The sequence below is a fragment of the Cryobacterium sp. Hb1 genome, from assembly GCF_004403585.1.
Taxonomy (GTDB): Bacteria; Actinomycetota; Actinomycetes; order Actinomycetales; family Microbacteriaceae; genus Cryobacterium; species Cryobacterium lyxosi.
In genome coordinates this window covers 271,080-291,293 of record NZ_SOHI01000028.1, presented here as the reverse complement: position 1 = coordinate 291,293, position 20,214 = coordinate 271,080, and the positions used below count along the sequence as shown (strand labels likewise).

General features: G+C 64.3%; 19 protein-coding genes. 2 read left to right on the top strand and 17 right to left on the bottom strand.

From position 1 onward, the window contains the following. Nucleotides 1-87 precede the first annotated feature (87 nt). The 9 genes from mutM to E3T38_RS12400 all read right to left on the bottom strand — a co-directional run bounded on the left by mutM (nucleotide 88) and on the right by E3T38_RS12400 (nucleotide 10,286). On the bottom strand, nucleotides 88-1,032 hold the full coding sequence (gene mutM, locus E3T38_RS12440; RefSeq protein ID WP_134548457.1) for a bifunctional DNA-formamidopyrimidine glycosylase/DNA-(apurinic or apyrimidinic site) lyase: 945 nt from the start codon (nucleotides 1,030-1,032) through the stop codon (nucleotides 88-90). Nucleotides 1,033-1,043: 11 nt separating this feature from the next. After that, on the bottom strand, nucleotides 1,044-1,736 hold the full coding sequence (gene rnc, locus E3T38_RS12435) for a ribonuclease III (protein ID WP_134548456.1): 693 nt from the start codon (nucleotides 1,734-1,736) through the stop codon (nucleotides 1,044-1,046). A gap of 47 nt (nucleotides 1,737-1,783) precedes the next feature. Beyond that, nucleotides 1,784-1,987, bottom strand: coding sequence for a 50S ribosomal protein L32 (gene rpmF, locus E3T38_RS12430; RefSeq protein WP_104126937.1), 204 nt, complete (start codon nucleotides 1,985-1,987; stop codon nucleotides 1,784-1,786). A gap of 2 nt (nucleotides 1,988-1,989) precedes the next feature. Continuing rightward, nucleotides 1,990-2,562 carry a DUF177 domain-containing protein gene (locus tag E3T38_RS12425; RefSeq protein WP_370449030.1) on the bottom strand — a complete coding sequence of 191 codons (573 nt, stop codon included), beginning with the start codon at nucleotides 2,560-2,562 and terminating at the stop codon, nucleotides 1,990-1,992. A gap of 37 nt (nucleotides 2,563-2,599) precedes the next feature. Beyond that, complete coding sequence (locus E3T38_RS12420; protein WP_134548454.1) at nucleotides 2,600-4,999, bottom strand: DUF3488 and transglutaminase-like domain-containing protein; 2,400 nt, start codon at nucleotides 4,997-4,999, stop codon at nucleotides 2,600-2,602. Next, on the bottom strand, nucleotides 4,992-6,359 hold the full coding sequence (locus E3T38_RS12415; RefSeq protein WP_166805511.1) for a DUF58 domain-containing protein: 1,368 nt from the start codon (nucleotides 6,357-6,359) through the stop codon (nucleotides 4,992-4,994). Before E3T38_RS12415 ends, E3T38_RS12420 begins: the two co-directional genes overlap by 8 nt. Nucleotides 6,360-6,373: 14 nt before the next feature. Then, complete coding sequence (locus E3T38_RS12410) at nucleotides 6,374-7,495, bottom strand: MoxR family ATPase (RefSeq protein ID WP_134548452.1); 1,122 nt, start codon at nucleotides 7,493-7,495, stop codon at nucleotides 6,374-6,376. Beyond that, nucleotides 7,492-7,980, bottom strand: a complete 489-nt coding sequence (gene coaD, locus E3T38_RS12405) for a pantetheine-phosphate adenylyltransferase (RefSeq protein ID WP_104197780.1) — start codon at nucleotides 7,978-7,980, stop codon at nucleotides 7,492-7,494. Before coaD ends, E3T38_RS12410 begins: the two co-directional genes overlap by 4 nt. Nucleotides 7,981-8,045: 65 nt before the next feature. Next, complete coding sequence (locus tag E3T38_RS12400) at nucleotides 8,046-10,286, bottom strand: ATP-dependent DNA helicase RecG (RefSeq protein WP_134548451.1); 2,241 nt, start codon at nucleotides 10,284-10,286, stop codon at nucleotides 8,046-8,048. Nucleotides 10,287-10,477: 191 nt separating this feature from the next. On the opposite strand from E3T38_RS12400, the gene rsmD reads away from it, so the two are divergent. Beyond that, a complete protein-coding gene (gene rsmD, locus E3T38_RS12395; RefSeq protein ID WP_134548450.1) occupies nucleotides 10,478-11,059 on the top strand; it encodes a 16S rRNA (guanine(966)-N(2))-methyltransferase RsmD in 582 nt (193 codons plus the stop codon). Nucleotides 11,060-11,100: 41 nt separating this feature from the next. Here the strand turns inward: rsmD and thiL are convergent, their stop codons facing one another. Continuing rightward, on the bottom strand, nucleotides 11,101-12,135 hold the full coding sequence (thiL, locus tag E3T38_RS12390; protein WP_134548449.1) for a thiamine-phosphate kinase: 1,035 nt from the start codon (nucleotides 12,133-12,135) through the stop codon (nucleotides 11,101-11,103). Nucleotides 12,136-12,159: 24 nt separating this feature from the next. On the opposite strand from thiL, the gene E3T38_RS12385 reads away from it, so the two are divergent. Next, nucleotides 12,160-12,684, top strand: coding sequence for a DUF3515 family protein (locus E3T38_RS12385; protein WP_134548448.1), 525 nt, complete (start codon nucleotides 12,160-12,162; stop codon nucleotides 12,682-12,684). Between the two features lie 62 nt (nucleotides 12,685-12,746). Here the strand turns inward: E3T38_RS12385 and E3T38_RS12380 are convergent, their stop codons facing one another. The 7 genes from E3T38_RS12380 to E3T38_RS12350 form a co-directional block, all read right to left on the bottom strand. Continuing rightward, on the bottom strand, nucleotides 12,747-13,844 hold the full coding sequence (locus tag E3T38_RS12380; RefSeq protein WP_134548447.1) for a D-alanine--D-alanine ligase family protein: 1,098 nt from the start codon (nucleotides 13,842-13,844) through the stop codon (nucleotides 12,747-12,749). Next, the gene (locus E3T38_RS12375) at nucleotides 13,744-14,874 is read right to left on the bottom strand and encodes an NAD(P)H-dependent glycerol-3-phosphate dehydrogenase (protein WP_241984450.1); all 1,131 of its coding nucleotides are present in this window, start codon (nucleotides 14,872-14,874) and stop codon (nucleotides 13,744-13,746) included. Before E3T38_RS12375 ends, E3T38_RS12380 begins: the two co-directional genes overlap by 101 nt. A 10-nt stretch (nucleotides 14,875-14,884) precedes the next feature. After that, a complete protein-coding gene (locus tag E3T38_RS12370; protein ID WP_241984449.1) occupies nucleotides 14,885-15,682 on the bottom strand; it encodes a 1-acyl-sn-glycerol-3-phosphate acyltransferase in 798 nt (265 codons plus the stop codon). Nucleotides 15,683-15,689: 7 nt separating this feature from the next. Then, nucleotides 15,690-16,997, bottom strand: coding sequence for a UDP-N-acetylglucosamine 1-carboxyvinyltransferase (gene murA, locus E3T38_RS12365; protein WP_134548560.1), 1,308 nt, complete (start codon nucleotides 16,995-16,997; stop codon nucleotides 15,690-15,692). Nucleotides 16,998-17,166: 169 nt separating this feature from the next. Beyond that, nucleotides 17,167-17,793 carry a 3-isopropylmalate dehydratase small subunit gene (leuD, locus tag E3T38_RS12360; protein ID WP_134548446.1) on the bottom strand — a complete coding sequence of 209 codons (627 nt, stop codon included), beginning with the start codon at nucleotides 17,791-17,793 and terminating at the stop codon, nucleotides 17,167-17,169. Between the two features lie 2 nt (nucleotides 17,794-17,795). Beyond that, entirely contained in the window at nucleotides 17,796-19,256 is a 1,461-nt protein-coding gene (gene leuC, locus E3T38_RS12355) for a 3-isopropylmalate dehydratase large subunit (RefSeq protein WP_134548445.1), read from the bottom strand. A gap of 164 nt (nucleotides 19,257-19,420) precedes the next feature. Continuing rightward, nucleotides 19,421-20,212: a PP2C family serine/threonine-protein phosphatase gene (locus tag E3T38_RS12350; RefSeq protein WP_241984448.1), complete on the bottom strand. Its 792-nt coding sequence runs from the start codon at nucleotides 20,210-20,212 to the stop codon at nucleotides 19,421-19,423. Between the last annotated feature and the right edge of the window lie 2 nt (nucleotides 20,213-20,214).

Here is a 20,214-nt window from a genome sequence, read left to right as displayed (position 1 = left end):
GTCCCCGCGAAGGGATTCGGAATGATCGAGTCCCACTATTCGGACGTCGGGCTAGACTCCAAACCCGCGTGCTGGCGTAGCCCCAGCTCAGAGTGGCGGGCCTTCGCTGCCTGGGCGCGGCCGAGACAACCGCTGGCAGTGCGGGCAGAAGTGCGAGCCGCGGTTCATGAACTGTTCGCGCACGATCAGCGTGCCGCAGCGCGAACACGGGTGGCCCTGTCGTCCGTACGCTTCGAGGCTGTGTGCAAAGTAGCCGGCCTGCCCGTTCACGTTCACATACTGGGCGTCGAAGCTGGTGCCGCCCTCGGCCAGAGCGCGGTGCAAAATGGTGCGCACGGCCTCCAGCAGCGTCGTCGCCTTGGCGCGCGACAGCGACGCAGCGGGCTGCTCATAGTGGATCCGCGCGGCGAACAGCGCTTCGTCCGCGTAAATATTGCCGATGCCGCTGATCAGGTTTTGATCGAGCAGCGCCCGCTTAATGCCGGTTTTCTTCTGTGCGAGCGCAGTGAAGAAGGCGCGGGGGGCGAACGATGGGTCGATCGGGTCGCGAGCGATGTGCGCAACCTGTCCGGGAATGTGGTTCTGCCAGACGGCATGTGCTGTGGCCACACCGGAATAGCCGCCGGGAAGCCCGTCCCTGGTGGCGACCATGGTGTCGACGGCCATGCTTCCGAAAATGCGCTGGTCGACGAAATTGACCCACAGTTCTCCGCGGCTCGGGTGCTCCAGCGTCAAGCGGATGCGCAACATGCGATCATCGGCCGCCCCCGGGGCCCGCAGCAGCACCTGGCCGCTCATACCGAGGTGAATGACGAGTGCCCGACCGCTCTCAAGTGGCAGCCACAGAAACTTGCCGCGACGCACCGCTGCGAGAATTCGCCGCCCAACGAGCTGCTTGGCGAACGCCCCGCCCGCGGGAGCGTGTCGGCGCAGAGAACGTTCATCGAAGACCTCGACCCCGGTGACCACAGCGTTGGTGACCGCCGGCTGAAGACCACGACGCACGACCTCGACCTCGGGAAGTTCCGGCATTTGGTAAGACTTTAAAGCGCGTTCAGTTGGTCGATGGCGCCCCGCGCCGCGGCCATTTCCGCAAACTTCTTGCTCGGACCTATTCCCTGGGCGGTCACGGCGGAACCGATGGCTACGGTCGCGACAAAAATCTTCGAGTGATCAGGACCGCTCGATTCGAGCGTGTAGACGGGAATGCCCACGCCGGCGCTGGCGGCGAGCTCTTGCAGGCTCGTTTTCGGGTCCATCGACACACCGAAGTGACCAGGCTCAGCCAACAGGGGTTCGATCAGGCGCAGCACGAACGCGGTGGCGACTTCGCCACCGGCATCCAAAAAAGTGGCCCCGATGAGCGCCTCAACGGTGTCGGCCAAAATCGACGCTTTATCGCGCCCACCGGTGAGAATCTCACCGCGACCCAAGCGAATGTAATCGCCCAGTCCGAGACCTCGGGCGATCCGGGCGAGGGCGGCCGTGGATACCAGGCTGGCCCGGCGTTTGGCCAGATGACCTTCGTCGAGGTCGGGGTAGGTGCGGTACAGCATCACCGTGACGGCTTGGCCCAGAATCGAGTCGCCAAGAAATTCAAGACGCTCGTTTGTGGGAATACCGCCGTTCTCGTACGCAAATGACCGGTGAGTCAGAGCAAGCTCCAGAATCACCGGCTCAATCTGCACTCCGAGGGTCGCCAACAGGGGCGACCGCTCGGTACGCACGCTTTTCATCTGTACACCTTCATCGACCGAGTTCCGGTCTCTTCAAAAGGAGTGACTTAGATGTCAGCGACTTTACGGCCCTTGTATTCCATGAACAACGGGGTGCCGGTGGAGTCGGTGACAACCTTGGCGCGGTGCGGCAGGCTGTAGACGACCTTGCCACCCTCCATGGACTTCACGAGGGTGGGAGGCGTGGCCTTCCACTGCGCGCGACGCGAGTGGGTGTTGGAACGCGACATCTTGCGCTTCGGAACTGCCATGACTACTTCTCTTCTCTGCTGTCTGAAACATGGATGTTCGCACCCATGTCTTTGTCTGTGGAAGCCGTGAACCCCGCCAGCGCTGACCACCGGGGATCGAGCGCATCGTCGGAAACGAGTTCGGGCAATTCGTCAAGCGGCTGACCGGTCTCACTGTCAAGACCTGGGCAATCCCGCCGACATACCGGCTGGAACGGAAGTGCTAACACTACCGCGTCCCGAATCAAAGATTCCAAATCGACATGGTCGTCTAGAATCTCAAACTCGAAGGCTTCCTCCTGAGGATAACCGAAAAGCTCGGCAAACTGAACTCGAACCGGCAGGTCGATGTCTTTCAGGCACCGGCCGCACTCGCCGAGTGCCCGCGCGTACACCTCGGTGCTGACCAGGATTCCCTCGTGCATCGCCTCGAGCCGCAGCTCGGTCGACAGAATCGAACCGGCTTTCACCACTACGAGGCCAGCACCCAGGTCGTCGGGAACCTCAATGTCGAGGTGGCGTTCGTGCATGGTACCCGGGCGGTTGATGAGGTCACGCACGTCGACCGTGTACGGAGTCTTCTTGAACTTAGTCACGGTCATAAATTCTACGCGCTCTGGGTGGACGCTGTGTTCAGGGGGCTATCGTGCGGGCCCGTCGCTCTCCGCGCAGCACCGCAGCCAGAGTGGCGAACAGCGAGGTAGGACCGAATATTGCCCGAAAACGGATGCCGACACTCGCACCATCGTGCACCGCGCGGAGAGCCAGGGTCAGGTCGTCGGCGAGGGTTGCTGACGACGCCTGCGACCGGTCGAACCGCGAGCGTTCGAGAGCCAGAAGCACCCGTGCGAGTGCTTCCGTCTGCGCAGGGTCGACGGCTCGAAGGCGTTCCAGGCGGCCCGCGAAGGCCCGGGGGGTCTCGGTGACCGGCACCGATATGCCGTGATCGAGGCAGGTGTGCTGCAGCTCGGTCCAGGCGAGGCCTGCACCGGCTCGTCCGGAGCGGATACGGCGCACCCGCGAACCACGCAGCATCCGTCTGGCTGCCGCCGGAAGGAGTAACACGAGCAGTCCCAGCGTGCTGAGTCCAAGGATTCCGAGCAGTTTGCTGGACTCGACACTCTGCATTGTGGCTCCGCGTTCCAGAGCGGAATCGTTCGCTAACCGGTCCGGGCTGAGGGCGGGACCGTTCGTGGCGCGGGCCTCATCGGGTGTTGTGATCGGTGTGCCGGCAACGACGGCCTGCTCGTAGTTGGGTACGATGCCGCGGCCGGGCGTAGGCTCGAATTTCACCCAGCCGACGCCGACGAAGTACAACTCCGGCCAGGCGTGCAGGTCGTGGGAATCCACGTTGTACTGCCCCAGTCCCTGCTCGAGATCCTGCGATTTAACGCCGGGCAGATAGCCGAGGGAAACCCGCGAGGGGATACCGAGGGTGCGTGCCATCGCGGCCATGGCGGAGGCGAAATGCACACAGTAGCCGCGTTTTTCCTGGAGGAACATTCCAATCACCCCAACTCCGCCACCGTCGTAACCGGCTTCAACGGGCGCGTCGGTGTCGTAGCTGAAAACACTGCTGCGTAAATAGTTCTGAATTGCGACAGCAGCGTCATAGTTCGACGTCGTGTTCGCCGTCACCTCTCGTGCTGTCTCCCCGATGATCGGCGGCGCTTCGACCGGAAGTTGAAGATTACCCACGACGCTCGCGGGATAGTCGCTGCTCGACTGTCGCAGTTGCTCGGCGGTGGGTTTCAATTCCAATGACGACACCGTGTATTCCTGACCGAGAGTGTTCGCCGAGACGCTCGCGATCGCCCGGGTACGGCTGTCCCAATACCAGCGACCGGTCAGACCCTCGATGCTGCTTGCACGGGCCGGCGCGGGCAGCCAATGGCTGTTGACGCCGTCGATGACGACCGATGTCGACGCTTCCACCGTCTCCACATTGGCATCGAGCCCGAATGGCTTCTGAATAGCGTCGACGGTATTGCGCACGTCTGCCTCATCGACGCGTGCCGTCCAGGTCAACCCGATGACCTCGTCAAGGGTGAGTAGGGTGAAATACGGCTGCTCGGTGCCGGTAGAGGTGTAGTGAAATGCCGGCCCGGCCTTGGGGCGACGCAGGTCCTGTCCGAGATTGATCATGGGACTCACCCCGCTGCCGAACAACAATCCACCGGGCCTGGCCGTCACGAGCCCGCCGGCAGTGAAAGCCGGGGCGACCGTGCTCAAAATCAAGGCACCCACGATAGTCAGGGATCCCACCAGGAGTGCGCCGCCGTGCGGCCCGCGGCCGCGCGGCCGCTCCGACCGGTACGTTCGAGGCACGCGCGGCCCGGTCGCACGATGCGTCGTCGCCTGGGCACGACGACCAGAAACGTCGACCCGCAGCAGCAGCAGAAATGCAACTGCCGCCGCCACAAGCGCGGCAATATCAGCCCCATCGTCGATGATGAAGCCCGGCACGAACAATGGCACGAGTGCACCCGCTGCACCGATGGCGGGCCAGCGCAGGGTCACCGCTAGCAAATCCATGAGAATCGCGATCAGTCCGGTGCCGCCGGCCAGCAGAAAGAGGATGCCCAGGGTCACCTCGGCCGGCGTGCTCTGCTGCGCGATCGAGGCCCCTCCGGCGTCGATCAGCCCGGCGAAAGTACTGACGGTTTGCGGTGTCGGAATGAGCCAGAACAGGCCAGTCCCACCGCCGAACATTAGTGTCATCGTGACGATCAGCACAGCGCTGTTCGCCACCGGAACCAACGGGCGTGGCACTCCAAGACGGCGAAATACAGCCGCGCCGAGCAAGACAGCGCACCCGACTGCCGCACAGACCCACCACCAGGCGTTGCCGCGCAGCAGAGGTGCGAGCGCCGCACAGGAGACGAGCAGAAGCAACAGCAGGCTGAGTGCGAGCGACCAAGGCGCGACCCTGCGCCCGCCGCGGCGACCGCGGAGCCTCCCAGGCGGGCGCCCCGGGCGCGCCTGGGGGAGGAGATCCGAATTCGTCGTCGCTTTGGTGGCCAGACTAGTCATGCCCGGCCCCTCGCTCCCCGCTCACGTCGTTCCATACGTCTGCCAGGTCGTCGGCGCCAGAAAGCTCCACACAGCGCCAGCCAGCGGCCTGCAGGCGTTCGCGGGCTTGCCCTCCCACGGTGCGCTGCACCAACGCTATGGCGGGCGCGCAGTGACGTACGAGGGCGACGAGGTCTTCGACATCCGCATCGGACACGGTCACGAGCATCGCGAATGTCGGAAGTGATAGCTCTGCGTTACGCAGGGCGGCACGCACCGGTGCGCGGCGCTCGGCGGACAGTCGAGCGCTGCGGGTAGGCCACGGTACCGGCACCACGCCGGCGAGGGCTTCCAGCAGTGCGCGGTCGCCGCCGGGAGCACGAAAAGTGGCGGGCACGTCGCCGTGCATCCCGCCCAGGGTCTGTTGGTTGCCCGGCAGCAATTGGCTGGCGCCCAGCTCGATCACCTCGAGACGGTAGCCGGCGTCGAGCAAATGCACACCAACGGATGCCGCCAGCTCGATCGCGAGTTCAAAACCGGTCACGAGATGCGGTGGAACGTGCCCGGCGCCGAGCCCCGCCGCGCCGGCCAGGGTCGTGTCGAGCACGATGCGGGCCTCCGGATTGCTGCGTTGCTCTTCTTGCCGCACCATGATTTGCCCGTGCCGGGCGGTGGCTGGCCAGTTCACGCGGCGCAAGGCATCACCGGGGCGGTATTCGCGGGCGATGAGTTCGTCGGAGGTGGGGGTGGCCTGACGCAACAGCTCTCGAATCGAGCCGTCGTTGCTGGACTGGGCGACGCCGCTGCCTGGCAGCGGCGTCACGCGTGGTGTCACTGTCAAGTCGTGGGGCGAACCAGCCTGTCGGTCGCTGTGCGCGAGGCCGAACGGGTCTTGACGTGACACCCGGAGCGGGCCGAGATCATAGACGCCGCGGTTGCGTGGCACGACGGAGTATTCCAAGCGCACTGTGTCACCGGTCGCGCCGTTCCGGCTCACGAGGGGAAGGATGGCCGCAGCCGGCGCCTCAACGCCGGGTGACGGGGTGTCGGCCCACGAGGCACCGCTGAGCGGTGTCGCCGAAAGGTTGCGCAACTGCAGTGAAATCACACTCTCGCCGCCGACCGACACGATCGGCGGCCGAAAGACCCTGCTGACTTCGACTCGGGCGGGGCGGAGCGAAACGTAACCGGCTGCCACGAGCGGTGCCATGATCAACAGGCTGGCCACGAACACCATGTCACGGCTGTTCACCAGCACAGCGTTGGCGGACAACACAACTCCGGCGGCCAGAATGACCCAGCCTCGCCGGGTGAGACGCGTGGCGAATCGGGCCGCCAGCCGCGTGTACCAGTCGGCATTCGCCGGCCCGATATCTCTCACCCCAGGCGCCATGACTACGACTGCCCGGTAGAACCAAGGGGCCGCATCGAAGCGGCGGGCACGGGCGGCAACGATGAGGACGCCGCCGCTTTGAACGGGTGCGCTGGAACCTGATCGGATGCCGCGACACCAACCGGCACCGGCGTGTCAGCGAGGATTCGACGCACGATGTCGTCGATCACCGGGCCGCTGTCCTGGTGATGGTGACCCAACGCCCGGCTGGTGGGAACCAGCCGATGGCCGAGAACGGCCACGGCGAGCGCGTCGATATCGTCGGGCAGCACGTAGTCCCGACCGTTCAACGCCGCCTGGGCTTTTGCGGCACGGATGAGTTGGAGCGTTGCTCTCGGGCTGGCACCGAGACGCAGGTCGCGATCGTCGCGGGTGGCGCGCACCAAATTAACCGCGTATTCCTTGACCGCCGCGGAGGCGAAGACTGCTCGTGCCGTGTGCATCATGTCGCGCAGGGCCTCCTCCGACACCACGGCCGAGATCAGAGCGAGCGGACTGTTGGTGTCGCGCGAATCGAGCATCGCGAGCTCCGAGTCGGAGTCGGGGTAGCCCATGGAGATGCGGGCCATGAACCGGTCCCGTTGCGCCTCCGGAAGGGCGTACGTTCCCTCCATCTCGATCGGGTTTTGAGTCGCGATAACGGTGAACGGCAGGGCCAGCGGGTAGGTTGTGCCGTCAACGGTGACCTGGCGTTCCTCCATTGATTCCAGCAGTGCCGACTGGGTTTTCGGACTCGCCCGGTTGATCTCGTCACCGATGACGATGTTGGCGAAGACCGGGCCCGGTTTGAACTCGAACCGGCGTTCGGCCTGATTGAACACGGACACCCCGGTCACGTCGGAGGGCAGCAGGTCGGGGGTGAACTGAATTCGCCCGACCGTGCAGTCTACGGAGCGGGCGAGCGCCTTGGCCAGCATGGTCTTGCCCACACCGGGAACGTCCTCGATGAGCAGGTGCCCCTCGGCCAGCAGAACGGTCAGCGCGATCTGCACGGCCTCGTGCTTGCCGTCAATGACCGTCTCGACGTTGCGCATGATCGCGCGCCCCGCATCGTGCAACTCGCGCAGGTTGCCGGCCGACACTCCCTGTGTCGGCGCGGCAGAGCGAGTCGGTTTGAGGTTCATACCCGCGACCGCTCCAGATACTGCGCAACGGCTCGCGGCACATACGGTGAGACGTCACCGCCCAGGCCTGCCACTTGGCGCACCAAAGAGCTGGAGACATGGGCATTGGCCGGATCGGGCAGTAGAAAGACTGTCTCGACGGCGGCCAGGTTGCGATTGACGATCGCCATCGGCGTCTCGTAGGCCACATCGACCTGTGAGCGGATGCCCTTGACCAGAACGCTCGCACCGACATCCATGCAATAGTCCACGAGCAATCCCATGCTCCAGCTGGCGACCACGATATTGGTCGGCAGCCCAGCCTCTCTTATGGCCTGCTCCAGCAGTGATACCCGCTGATTGATCGGCAACAGCGCCGATTTGTCAGGGTTGTGCACGACGAGAACGTGAAGCTCGTCGAACAGGCCGGCCGCGCGATCGATCACGTCCAGGTGGCCCAGAGTGACGGGGTCGAATGATCCAGGGACAACGGCGATCCTGCGCATGGTCACACCCTACTGCCACACACTGACGGAACGCTGCCCGATGTATCCGCTTTGCGTTGACATAGTCAGCCTTTATTGAGCCAAGTGCGTTCGGAATCATTCAGGCGGCGCGCGATCGCATCACGCAGCGCCGGGTTGGTGCGGATGCCCGGATCCCCCGTGACCAGGTGGTAGGCCGCTTGTCGAGCTTCGGCGATCATGTCGCCGTCGACCGCCACCCGCAGAAAGCGCAGTTTCGAGCCGTCACCGGACTGCATGTCACCGAGCACGTTGCCCTCCCCGCGCAGGGCGAGGTCGAGTTCAGCGAGCACGAAGCCATCGAGCGTTGCGGCGACATCACCGATGCGCTGGCGGGCCGGGGACCCCGCGCGGGAGTTAGTTACCAGCAGGCACAGCCCTGGCACTCCACCACGCCCGACCCGGCCGCGCAACTGGTGCAGCTGGGAGACACCGAATCGGTCTGCGTCGAGCACGACCATGGCGGAGGCGTTCGGAACGTCGACACCGACCTCGATGACGGTGGTGGCGACGAGAATATCGATCTCACCGGCGGCAAAAGAGCGCATGATGCGGTCTTTCTCCTCGCTCGTCATGCGCCCGTGCAGTGCCTCGAGACGATACGGCGCCAGGGACGCGACTCCGCGCATACCCTCAAGGACTTCTTCAACGTTGAACAGCGGGCGCGGATCGTCTCCCGGCGGCGGCGCGAAATCGGCTTCGTCTTCGATTTCTGCCGGAGAAATCGCCGGACACACGACAAAACCTTGACGCCCCAGGGCAAGTTCCTGCGCCAAACTCGCCCAGACGCGCCCGAACAGTGCCCCGTTCTCACCCATGGGAACGACAACACTGCGAATTCCCTGGCGCCCGGCCGGCAGCATACGAATGGTGCTCACGTCGAGGTCGCCGAACACGGTCATAGCGATGGTGCGCGGAATCGGCGTTGCCGTCATGACGAGAACGTGGGGAGGCTCCGCCCCCTTGAGCCGCAGTGTTTCGCGCTGGTCGACGCCGAACCGGTGCTGCTCATCGATCACGATCAGGCCGAGGTCGAAAAAGGTCACGGTATCGCTGAGCAAGGCGTGCGTGCCGATCACAATGCGCGATTGGCCAGAGACCGTGCGCAGCAGGGCCTTGCGTTTCTGCGCCACCGGCAGTTTTCCGGTCAACAAGGTCGGCATCAGTTCGGCCGCCAGATTCGGGCCGAGCAGGGTCGTGATCGACCGCAGGTGTTGCCCGGCGAGCACCTCAGTCGGTGCCAGCAACGCGGCCTGGCCGCCACTGTCCGCCACGGCGAGCATGGCCCGCAGGGCAACCACGGTCTTGCCCGAGCCGACCTCGCCCTGCAACAGCCGATTCATCGGGCCGGACCGGGCCATGTCGGCGGCGATTTCGACCGCGCAAATTTCTTGATCGACCGTCAGCACGAAGGGCAGCGCTGCATCAAAGCGTTCGAGGTAGCCGCCGGGCGTTGGCACTCGGGGTTGGGTACGGCGTTCCCGCGCGAGGCTGTGCCGCTGCATGAGGGCGCACTGCAGTACCCAGGCCTCGGTGAACCGCAGCGTGTCTTGCGCGGCCATCCACTGTTCTGGATCGTCAGGGCTATGAATCCAGCGGATGGCCTGGGTGTGGTCGAGCAGGCTGTGTTCGACCCGCAGGTCGTCGGGAACAGGGTCGGGCAGGGTGCCGAGGCGCCGGAGAACCTGGTCGATCATCGTCTGCAGGTTCCAACTGGTCTCGGCGGCCGTAGCGGCATAAATGGGGATGAGCGGCTTGTGCTTCAACTTCAGGGCCGGGTCGTCGCGCGCCTCTTCTTCTTCGCTTTCGAAGGTCTTGTACGACGGGTTCGCCAGTTGGCTCTGACCCTGGTACATGCGCACCTTGCCGGAGAAACTGCCGCGCAGGCCGGGTCGCAGCTGGTCAAGACGCCACTGCTGGCTGTTCTTGCCAAAGAATGTAAGGGTGAACTGACCTCCGCCGTCGGAGATGACCACCTCTACGATCGTGCCCGGGCGGGAGGACATGCGTTTTTCGTGCGCGGAAATGATGTCGGCGATGACAGTGATGTTGGCGCCGGGAGTGAGCTGGTTCAGGGGCCGGAGTACTTCGCGGTCGGCGTAGTCGCGCGGGTAATGGCTGAGCAGATCATTGACGGTCTGAAATCCGAAGGCTTTCCCGAGCGCTGTCGCCTGGGCGGGGCTGAGGGCCTTCTTCAACGGGGTGTCGAGCGTCAGCGGCTCGAGGCGGGGTGGCGGAAGCGCGACGCCATCGAATCCGGGCCCACTGGCAGCGCTCGAACCGGTCATGCACTCATCGTAAACCGGGCCACTGACATGGTGTTGTGACTGAGCCGACACAACCCACGCCTCCGCCGCAGGTTTATCTGCGCGGAGCGTTCCTTGCGGAGCGTTCCTTGCGGAGCGTTCCTTGCGGAGCGTTCTTTGCGGGGCGTTCCTTGCGGAGCGTTCTTTGCGGGGCGGCTAGGCTCGGGAGGGTTATGACGCGAATTATCACCGGGTTTGCCGGCTCTCTCTCCCTGGCTGTTCCGAAGTCGGGTACACGGCCAACCAGTGATCGGGTGCGCGAGGCCATCTTTTCGGCGCTCGACTCACGGGATGCTCTGTTCGGCATGCGCGTGTTGGACCTGTATGCGGGATCGGGAGCTTTGGGGCTTGAGGCCGCCAGTCGCGGCGCCCGCGTAGTGACGCTCGTCGAGAACAGCTACGGCGCGGCGGCCATGTGTCGCAGGAACGCCGAGGCCGTGCAACGGTCAGCGCCGAAAGGCACTGACCTGAAGATTGCTGTCTCCGCCCAGGCGGTTCAGTCGTTCTTGGCCGCTACCAAAGAGGGCTTCGATGTGGTGTTCATCGACCCGCCCTACGATCTCAGCGAGATTGAACTCGGGCACAATTTGAGTGCACTGGCTCCCCTGCTGGCCACCGACGCGCTCGTGGTGCTCGAGCGCAGCTCCCGCTCGCCCGAGCCAAAATGGGGCCCGGGGCTCGCACTCGACCGTCGCAAGGACTACGGCGACACGACCGTCTGGTATGCCGATTCCACCCTGCAGCCGGCGCCGTAGTACTACCGTCACCGTCACTGTTCGTGCATCATCCGGTTCAGTTAGCCGGCTGCACCGTCCCAGCCTCGGTACGGGTCCCAGCCGCCCTGGTCGTGTGGATCACCGTCGACGGTGATGGCGCCCCAATTCGAAGCGGATACCGCGACGACCGTGCCGAGGCGGCGAAAGTCGGGCGGCAGAACACGGTCGGGTGCAAAGGTGGCGAGAAGTCCGTGGTCTTCCCCGCCTCCGAGCGCGACCTCGATCCGCTCCCCCAGACAGCTGGAGTCGAAGTCGATACCCACTCCGCTGGCCCGCGCGATGCGTCCGGCATCGATGGCAAGTCCGTCGGAGACGTCAAGCATGGCCGTGGCTCCGCCGAGCGCTGCAATCGGGCCGCTTGCAATCGGCGGTACGGGGGTGAGCTGGGCGGCCACTTCGGTGGGATGCGTGAGTTTGAGTGCGTTGGCCCTGGCCAGGTCGGGTACTCCGTTGGAATCAACGCCCAGACGGAACAATAGTTCGAGGCCGATTCCAGCGTCGCCAAGCCGGCCGGACAGCGCCACTGTATCCCCCGGCCGCGCTCCCGAGCGAAGAACGGGAGCTCGGCCCTCGAGGTCACCGAAGGCCGTCACAACCAGGGTGAGGGCGTCTGACGCTGACAGGTCACCGCCGACTACCCCACAGCCGGGGGCAAGAGCCTCGCAGCAGTCGCGCAGCCCGTCGGCCAGGCCCTCAAGCACCGAAACGGGCGTCGACGGCGGGGCGGCGATGGCCACGACCAAAGCTGTCGGGCGAGCGCCCATCGCGGCCACGTCGGAAAGATTAGTGGCGGCGGCCTTCCAGCCAAGATCGTGCGGTGACGACCACGCGAGGCGAAAATCGGGTCCCTGAATCATCATGTCGGTCGTCACCACGAACCGCCCATCAGGCGCCGAGATGACCGCCGCATCGTCGCCCGGGCCGAGAAGTTGGGCCGAAGCCGTCGGTAGACGGGGAAAGATCCGCGCCAGCACGGCCCCCTCGCTGAGGTCGGCGAGAGTTTCGGTGGCAGCGGAGTGCGGAGGTGAAAGCGGGGCATCCGCAGCAGTGGTCATGTTAGAAACGGTAGCCTGAATACGATGTCTCACCCATTCCTGCTCCTGCGCACCGCTCCCCTTCGTTTCGTCACCGCCGCCACCGTGCTGGCGACCTCACTGTTGCTGGCCGGCTGCGCCACTGCCGTACCCCTGACCCCGGCCGCCGACGCCACCAACGTGGCCTGCGCCGACGTGATCGTGCACCTGCCATCCACCGTCGCCGATCAGGCGTCCCGGGAGACGAACGCCCAGGCAACAGGCGCTTGGGGCGACCCGGCCGCTGTGTTGCTGCACTGTGGCGTTCCAGTGCCGGCGCCCACGACGCTGCCATGCCTGAATATCAACGGCATCGACTGGATCGAAGATGACGCCGCCGCCCCGACCTACCGCTACACGACCTATGGGCGCGACCCGGCCATCGAAATCGTGATCGACTCCGAAGCGGTGAGCGGCTCGACGGCGCTCGTCGACGTCGCCAATGCGGTCGCGTATGTGCCGGCGACCGGTTCCTGTGTCGGCGCCGAAGACGTGCAGCTGCCCACAACAGGGGCCACAACCGCGCCGTGATCCCCTGGTTCACGACCCGTCTGTGACCCGCCGGTGATGCGCTAGATCCCTCGGCAGGTCGGTCAGGAACCGTGGTGGGCGTGGGCGATAGCCACAGAGATGAGTTCGTCGACCAGCTCCGGGTAGGTGTAGCCGCTGGCCAGCCAGCAGGTGGGAAACATCGAGATGCTCGTGAACCCGGGCATGGTATTGATCTCGTTGATGACCCAGCCGGTTTCCGTCAGGAAGAAGTCAACCCGAGCCAGGCCAGCGGCGCCGATCGCCTCGAAAGCGGCAATGGCCAGCCGCTGTACCTCAGCCAGTTCTGCCGCTGATAACGGCGCGGGGCAGACCAGCTCGACTCCCGGCGCATCCAGGTACTTCGCGGCAAAGTCGTAGAAGTCACGGCCCGTCACGACAACCTCGCCGGCCACGGAGGCGCGGGTCGGTTCCCCCGGACGTCCCTGCAGCACGGCGATCTCGAGTTCACGTCCGACGAGCCCGGATTCAATGAGTACCTTGTTGTCTTCGGCGAGACCGACCGTCATGGCCTCGGCCAGCTGGTCCCGTGCCGCTACCCGGCTGACGCCGACGCTCGACCCGGCCCGGGCCGGTTTCACGAAGACGGGCAAGCCGAGTTGTTCGAGGGCAGCGTCACCCAGGGCAGGATCCCGCGCCCAGTCATCCGCTATCAGGGTGCGCCACGGCGCCACCGGCAGGGCGGCTTGCTGAAAGACGGTCTTGGCAAAGTGCTTGTCCATCCCCAGAGCGGATGCGAGAACTCCTGACCCGACATACGGAAGGTCGAGCAGGTCGAGCATGCCCTGAATGGTGCCGTCCTCGCCGAAAGGTCCATGCAAAATTGGGAATATAAGGTCGACAGAGCCGAGCGAACGCTCACCGGACGCATCGACAACGGTCATTTCCCGGCTCGATGCGCTCTGCGGCCAGCGCACCCGGGTGCCATTGTCTGCGACGACGGGCAATGCCTGCGCGTTGAGGGCGAATTTGGCTGGGTCGTTGTCTTCGAGTACGTACGCACCGTCCCGGGTGATTCCGACCGGGATGACGGTGTAGCGCTCAGGGTCGAGGGCTGCCAGCACTCCCCCCGCCGTGGCGCAGCTGATCGAGTGTTCGCTGGAACGCCCTCCAAAGAGAAGCACCACCGTGAGCTTGTGCATCGTCAAGTGTCCTTTCGCCCTGCGGTTCGCCGGAGTCAGTCGTGAGGTGCGGCGCAATGTCGCGGGGATTGAGTGTGCCGTCGAGCACTTGACGAACCTGCTCGACAATCGGCATCTCGACGCCCTTGGCACGGGCCAGTTCGAGAACCGGCTTCACCGAAGCGAGGCCTTCGGTAGTCTGCTGCATTTGTTTGACGACGTCGTTGATGCTGTAACCCTGGCCGAGCAACCGCCCGGCCGTGTTGTTGCGAGACAGCGGCGACTGGCAGGTGGCGATGAGGTCGCCGAGGCCGGCCAGGCCTGCCAACGTCTCGGGTTGAGCGCCGTAGGCGACCGCGAAGTCGGTCATTTCGACCAGGCCGCGGGTGATGATCGACGCCTTGGTGTTCTCGCCATAGCCGACACCGTCGACGATGCCGATGGCGACCGCGATCAGGTTCTTCAGCACCCCACCGAACTCGGTGCCGATGACGTCGGTATTGACGTAGGAGCGAAAATAGCGATTGGTAGCCAGCTTGGCCACAGCCTGCGCCGTTTCGAGGCTCACCGAGGAGACGACAGCGCCGGTGGGCTGTTCCTTGGCGATTTCGAGCGCGAGGTTCGGACCGCTGATCGCGGCAATGCGATCGGGGTCAATGCGCAGCGTTTCTTCGATCACTGTGCTCATGCGCATGCCGCTGGAGCGTTCGACACCCTTCATGAGCGAGATCACTATCGGGTTCGCAACCAGATACGGCTCGACCTGCTTGAGATTTTCGCGCAGCGACTGGCTCGGAACCGAGACGAAAACCATTTCGGCGCCGGCCAGGGCCAGGTCGAGACGGCTCGTGGCGCGCAAGCCCACCGGTAGGTTCACCCCCGGCAAATAATCGCTGTTACGGCGAGCCTCAGAGATTTCCCGGGCCAGTTCGGGGCGGCGAGCCCACAGAACGACGTCGGCACCGCCATCCGTGAGAATTTTGGCGAAAGTCGTTCCCCAACTGCCCGCGCCGAGAACGGCCACCCGGGTGCCTGGCTGAATCTTCGGCAACTGGGAGGTTCTAGGCTTCAAAACGACCGGTCTCTCTCTGATTGTGCTCCGCCGGGTTCCACCGCTTGGCCGGGGCCTTCTCGCCGCGCAGGTCTTCCAGCAGCGCGGTGATGGCCAGCATCACGACTGCGGTCGCCTCGTTGAGCGTCGCCGTATCGAGGCTCCGCCCGCGAAACTGGGAGAGGTCGATCGGGTCACCGATCTTCACGGTGATGGTTTTACGCGGAAACAGGCTGATTTTCTTGGAATATCGTTCCATCAGGTGCTGGGCGCCCCAGTGGGCGGCCGGCACGATGGGAATCCCCTGTTCAAGCGCGATGCGAACGGCTCCGGTCTTGCCGCGCATCGGCCACAAGTCAGGGTCACGAGTCAGTGACCCTTCCGGGTACACCACGACGATCTGGCCCTTCTCGGCCAGACGCTGGGCGGCCTTGACCGGTTCGCTGCCGCGCACCGAACCGCCGCGCTGCACCGGAATCTGCCCGGACCTGCGTAGCACCGCGCCCAAAACGGGAATTTTGAAAACAGATGCCTTCGCCAGGAATCGAGGCAGCCGCCCCAATTTCCACGCTACGACTCCCATGACCACGGGGTCGATCTCGCTGTAGTGGTTGGGAGAGAGCACGAACGCGCCACTGCGCGGAAACTTGTGAGCGTCGATGATCTCATACCGGGCGGCGAGGTTCATGACCGGCAGGATCAGCCCGGCGAGGATCCAGAACGCGCTGGGCCTGCTCTTCTCCGAACGAATTCGAGTCGGCGGTACGGATGACCCGGAAGCTACGGGCACGTCGTTATTTTCAGGCACGCGCCTATTATCCTTCGAGATCGAAGTCCGCCCCCAAAAGCCGCAGCTTGCCGATGAAGTTCTCGTACCCGCGGCTGATGATTCCCACGTTGCTGACCGTTGATGTGCCCTCGGCCGAAAGCGCCGCGATCAGGTGACTGAAGCCGCCGCGCAGGTCGGGCACGACGACGTCGGCGCCGTGCAGCTTCGCCGGGCCGGTAATGACGGCCGAGTGATTGAAATTGCGCTGGCCAAACCGACACGTGTGCCCACCGAGGCATTCTTTGTGAATTTGAATTGTCGCGCCCATCTCGACGAGCGCGTCGACGAAGCCGAACCGCTGCTCGTACACCGTTTCGTGCACGATCGACGTTCCGTGTGCCTTGGTCAGTGCGATAACGAGCGGTTGCTGCCAGTCCGTCATGAAGCCGGGGTGGACGCCCGTTTCGATAATGACGGGCTTGAGGTCGCCGCCGGGGTGATAAAAGCGGATGCCGTCGTCGCAGATGTCGAAAGCGCCACCGACCTTGCGGAAGACGTTGAGGAACGTGAGCATTTCAGCCTGCCGGGCGCCACCGACGAAGATATCGCCGTCGGTGGCGAGTGCTGCGGCCGCCCAGCTGGCAGCCTCGTTGCGGTCGAACAGGGCGCGGTGATTGTATCCCATCAGGCGCTCGACGCCCTCGATGCGGATCACCCGGTCAGTATCGACCGTGATGATGGCGCCCATCTTCTGCAAAATGTTGATGAGATCCATGATTTCAGGCTCGATTGCCGCGCCCTTGAGCTCGGTGAGACCTTCGGCCCTCACCGCGGTGAGCAGCACCTGCTCGGTGGCACCTACGCTCGGGTACGGCAGTTCGAGCTTGGCGCCCTTGAGACCGTTCGGCGCCGACATACGGATGCCGTTGGGCTGCTTTTCCACGACAGCACCAAACTTGCGCAGCACCTCGAGGTGAAAGTCGATCGGCCGGTCGCCGATGCGGCAGCCGCCGAGGTCGGGGATGAAGGCTTCGCCGAGCCGGTGCAACAGTGGACCGCAGAACAGAATCGGGATGCGCGAGGAACCCGCGTGGGCATCGATCGCGGCGAAGTGCGCGCTTTCCACGTTTGCCGGGTCAAGCACGAGGGTTCCGGGCTCATCACCCTCGGTCACATTGACGCCATGCACCTCGAGCAGGCCGCGAACGATCCGAACATCACTGATGTTCGGAACGTCCTTGAGAACGCTGGGGGTTTCACCGAGGAGGGCGGCGACCATGGCCTTGGTGACGAGGTTCTTCGCCCCCTTCACCTCGATGCGACCGACCAACGGGATGCCGCCGCGGATGGTGATTTTATCGGCGGTGAGGCCAACGGATGCCCCGTGGTTCTGAGCACTCCCCCGCTCGTTCGCGTCGTCGTGCTGCCTGGCTTCGTTTAGATTCTTCGCCTCTTGATCACGCCGGGCTTCGCTGAGAGTGCTCACAAAATACCTGTCCTAGTGCAAATTGATGCAATACAAATTACTGCAAATTGGCGCGGGCCGAATCCGCGGAGAGCGCCGGAAGAGTGCGGGGCAACCACGACTCTCGCGTCCCCTCAAATTCCTTGATCCGCGCTTCGTCACGCAGGGTCAGCCCGATGTCATCGAGACCTTCGAGCAGCCGCCATCTAGTGTAATCGTCGATTTCGAAATTCACGGTCAGGTCCCCGACACGCACTGTTTTACTCACCAGATCCACGGTCAACTCCACCCCGGGGGCGCACTCGACCAGATTCCACAGGGTTTCGGCATCCGCTTCGCTGACCTGGCCGGCGAGCAAGCCCTGCTTGCCGGAGTTTCCGCGAAAAATGTCGCCGAACCGGGGGCTCAGCACCACGTCGAAGCCGTAGTCCCGCAGCGCCCAGACGGCGTGTTCGCGCGATGAGCCAATTCCGAAGTCGGCCCCGGCGATGAGTACGCGACCGCCCTGGTACTCCTTCTTATTGATGACGAAGTCGGGGTCGAGGCGCCACGCCGCGAACAATGCGTCTTCAAAGCCGGTGCGCGTGACTCGCTTGAGGTACACGGCTGGAATGATCTGGTCGGTATCGACATTGGAACGGCGCAGCGGCACCGCGATTCCGGTGATGGTGGTGAATTTCTGCATGGTTACTGGTCTCCAGCTTGGTCGAGATCCCACGGGCTACTGAGCGTGCCGCGAATGGCCGTGGCGGCGGCGACGAGCGGCGACACCAGATGGGTGCGCCCGCCCTTTCCCTGTCGTCCTTCAAAGTTGCGGTTACTGGTCGACGCGCAGCGTTCGCCGGGTTCAAGCTGGTCTGGGTTCATGCCGAGGCACATCGAACACCCGGCGAAACGCCATTCGGCACCGAAGTCGAGGAAGATCTGGTCGAGCCCCTCGGCTTCGGCCTCGATGCGTACCCGGGCAGAACCGGGAACGACCATCATGCGCAGTCCTTCGGCCTTGGTCTTGCCCTTGATGATTTCAGCGGCGGCGCGCAGGTCTTCGACCCGGCTGTTGGTGCAGGAGCCGAGAAAAACGGTATCAACCCGGATGTCCTTCATCGGGGTGCCCGCTGCGAGATCCATGTATTCCAAAGCCCGCTCAGCCGCCGAGCGCTCGTTGGCATCGACGATTTCGGCGGGATTCGGCACAGATCCACTCAGGGACACGCCCTGGCCGGGATTGGTACCCCAGGTGACGAACGGTTCGAGATCGTGCGCATCGATGATGACCTCGGCGTCATAGGTCGCACCCTCGTCGGTGGCCAGGGTCTCCCAGTAGGCCACGGCAGTGTCCCAGTCGGCACCGCGGGGCGCGTGGGCACGCCCGTCAAGGTAGTCATAGGTGACCTGATCGGGGGCGACCATACCGGCGCGGGCGCCGGCTTCGATCGACATGTTGCAGATAGTCATGCGCCCCTCCATGGAGAGGGCTCGAATGGCCTCACCACGGTATTCGAGCACGTAACCGGCCCCCCCGCCGGTGCCGATCCGGGCAATCACGGCCAGGATGATGTCTTTTGCGGTGACCCCGGTGCGCAACGTGCCGTTGACGGTGATGGCCATGGTCTTGAAGGGGTTCAACGGCAGAGTTTGGGTGGCCATGACGTGCTCGACCTCGCTCGTACCGATACCAAGCGCCATGGCACCGAAGGCACCGTGGGTGGACGTGTGCGAGTCGCCGCACACCACGGTGATTCCCGGCTGGGTCAGGCCGAGCTGCGGGCCGACAACGTGCACGATGCCCTGTTCGATGTCACCGAGTGAGTGCAGGCGCACACCGTATTCGGCGCAGTTGCGGCGCAGAGTCTCGATCTGCGTACGGCTGGTGAGATCCGCGATCGGCTTGTCGATGGCGAGCGTTGGCGTGTTGTGGTCCTCGGTCGCGATGGTCAGATCGGGCCGACGCAGCATTCGATTGGACAGGCGCAGGCCGTCGAAGGCCTGCGGGCTGGTGACCTCGTGCAGCAAATGCAGGTCGATATAGATCAGGTCGGGCGCGCCATCCTCACCCTTGGTGACGAGGTGCTTGTCCCAGACCTTCTCGGCCAGGGTACGAAGGCCGGTGCCGGAGTGTTTTTGCGAAGTGGATATAACGTTGGTCATTTTGAGCGTCTTCCTCACGAATCGATGGCAGCCACGCTGAGCGCCGCGACGAGGGAGGCCTCAGGACAGGGACTCGTCGCGGCACAGAAGGAGTCGGCTCAGCACCATGGCTTCAGGGTAACACCTCGCCCAGCCGCTCAGCTCGCGAACGCTTGCGCGACCGGTCAGTCGAACGTTGATTCCACGTAGACGACGCTGACGTTATCGCGTCCGCCGTGCTCGATGGCTTCGTCGACGAGAATGTCAGCGACACTGCGCCCCGCGGCATCCAGGCCGATGTCCATGGCCAAGACCTCCGCGATCGCCGCATCATCAAGTTCTTTGGTTAGCCCGTCGGAGCAGATCAAAAAGGATTGCTGTCCGAGGGCCGGCAGCAGCCAGACGTCGGCATCGACAAACTCGTCGGCGCCGATCGCCCGGGTGATGACGTTGCGCTCGGGGTGTTTCTCGGCGTCGTCGACCGAAATCAGGCCAGCGTCGACCATCTCCTGCACTACGGAGTGGTCGATGGACAATTGGGCCAAAACACCGTCGGTCCAGGTGTAGACGCGGGAATCGCCGACGTTGAAGGCCATCCAGTGGTAGCCGACGTCATCACCGGCGTCGACGAAGGCGATGCCCGCTAGGGTGGTGCCCGACACTGCGGTGCCGTAGTCATCGGCTGTGCTCAGATCGCGTACGGCGTCATTCGAAGAGTGGATGGCGTCGAGGATGCGTTCCGGCGTCGAGGGCGAATCGCGGGCGATGTGCTCATCGAACACCCGAAGTACGGTCTGGCTGGCGACCTCACCCCGGGCGTGGCCGCCCATACCGTCGGCCACGAGGAACACTGGGGACTGCGCGAGCACGCTGTCCTCGTTGACCTTGCGCACACTGCCGACATCGGTGCGCTCGCTGAAAGAGAAACGGGCGACAGCGCTGGAAAGCTCGATCATGCTCTGCCGGTGCACAGTCATGA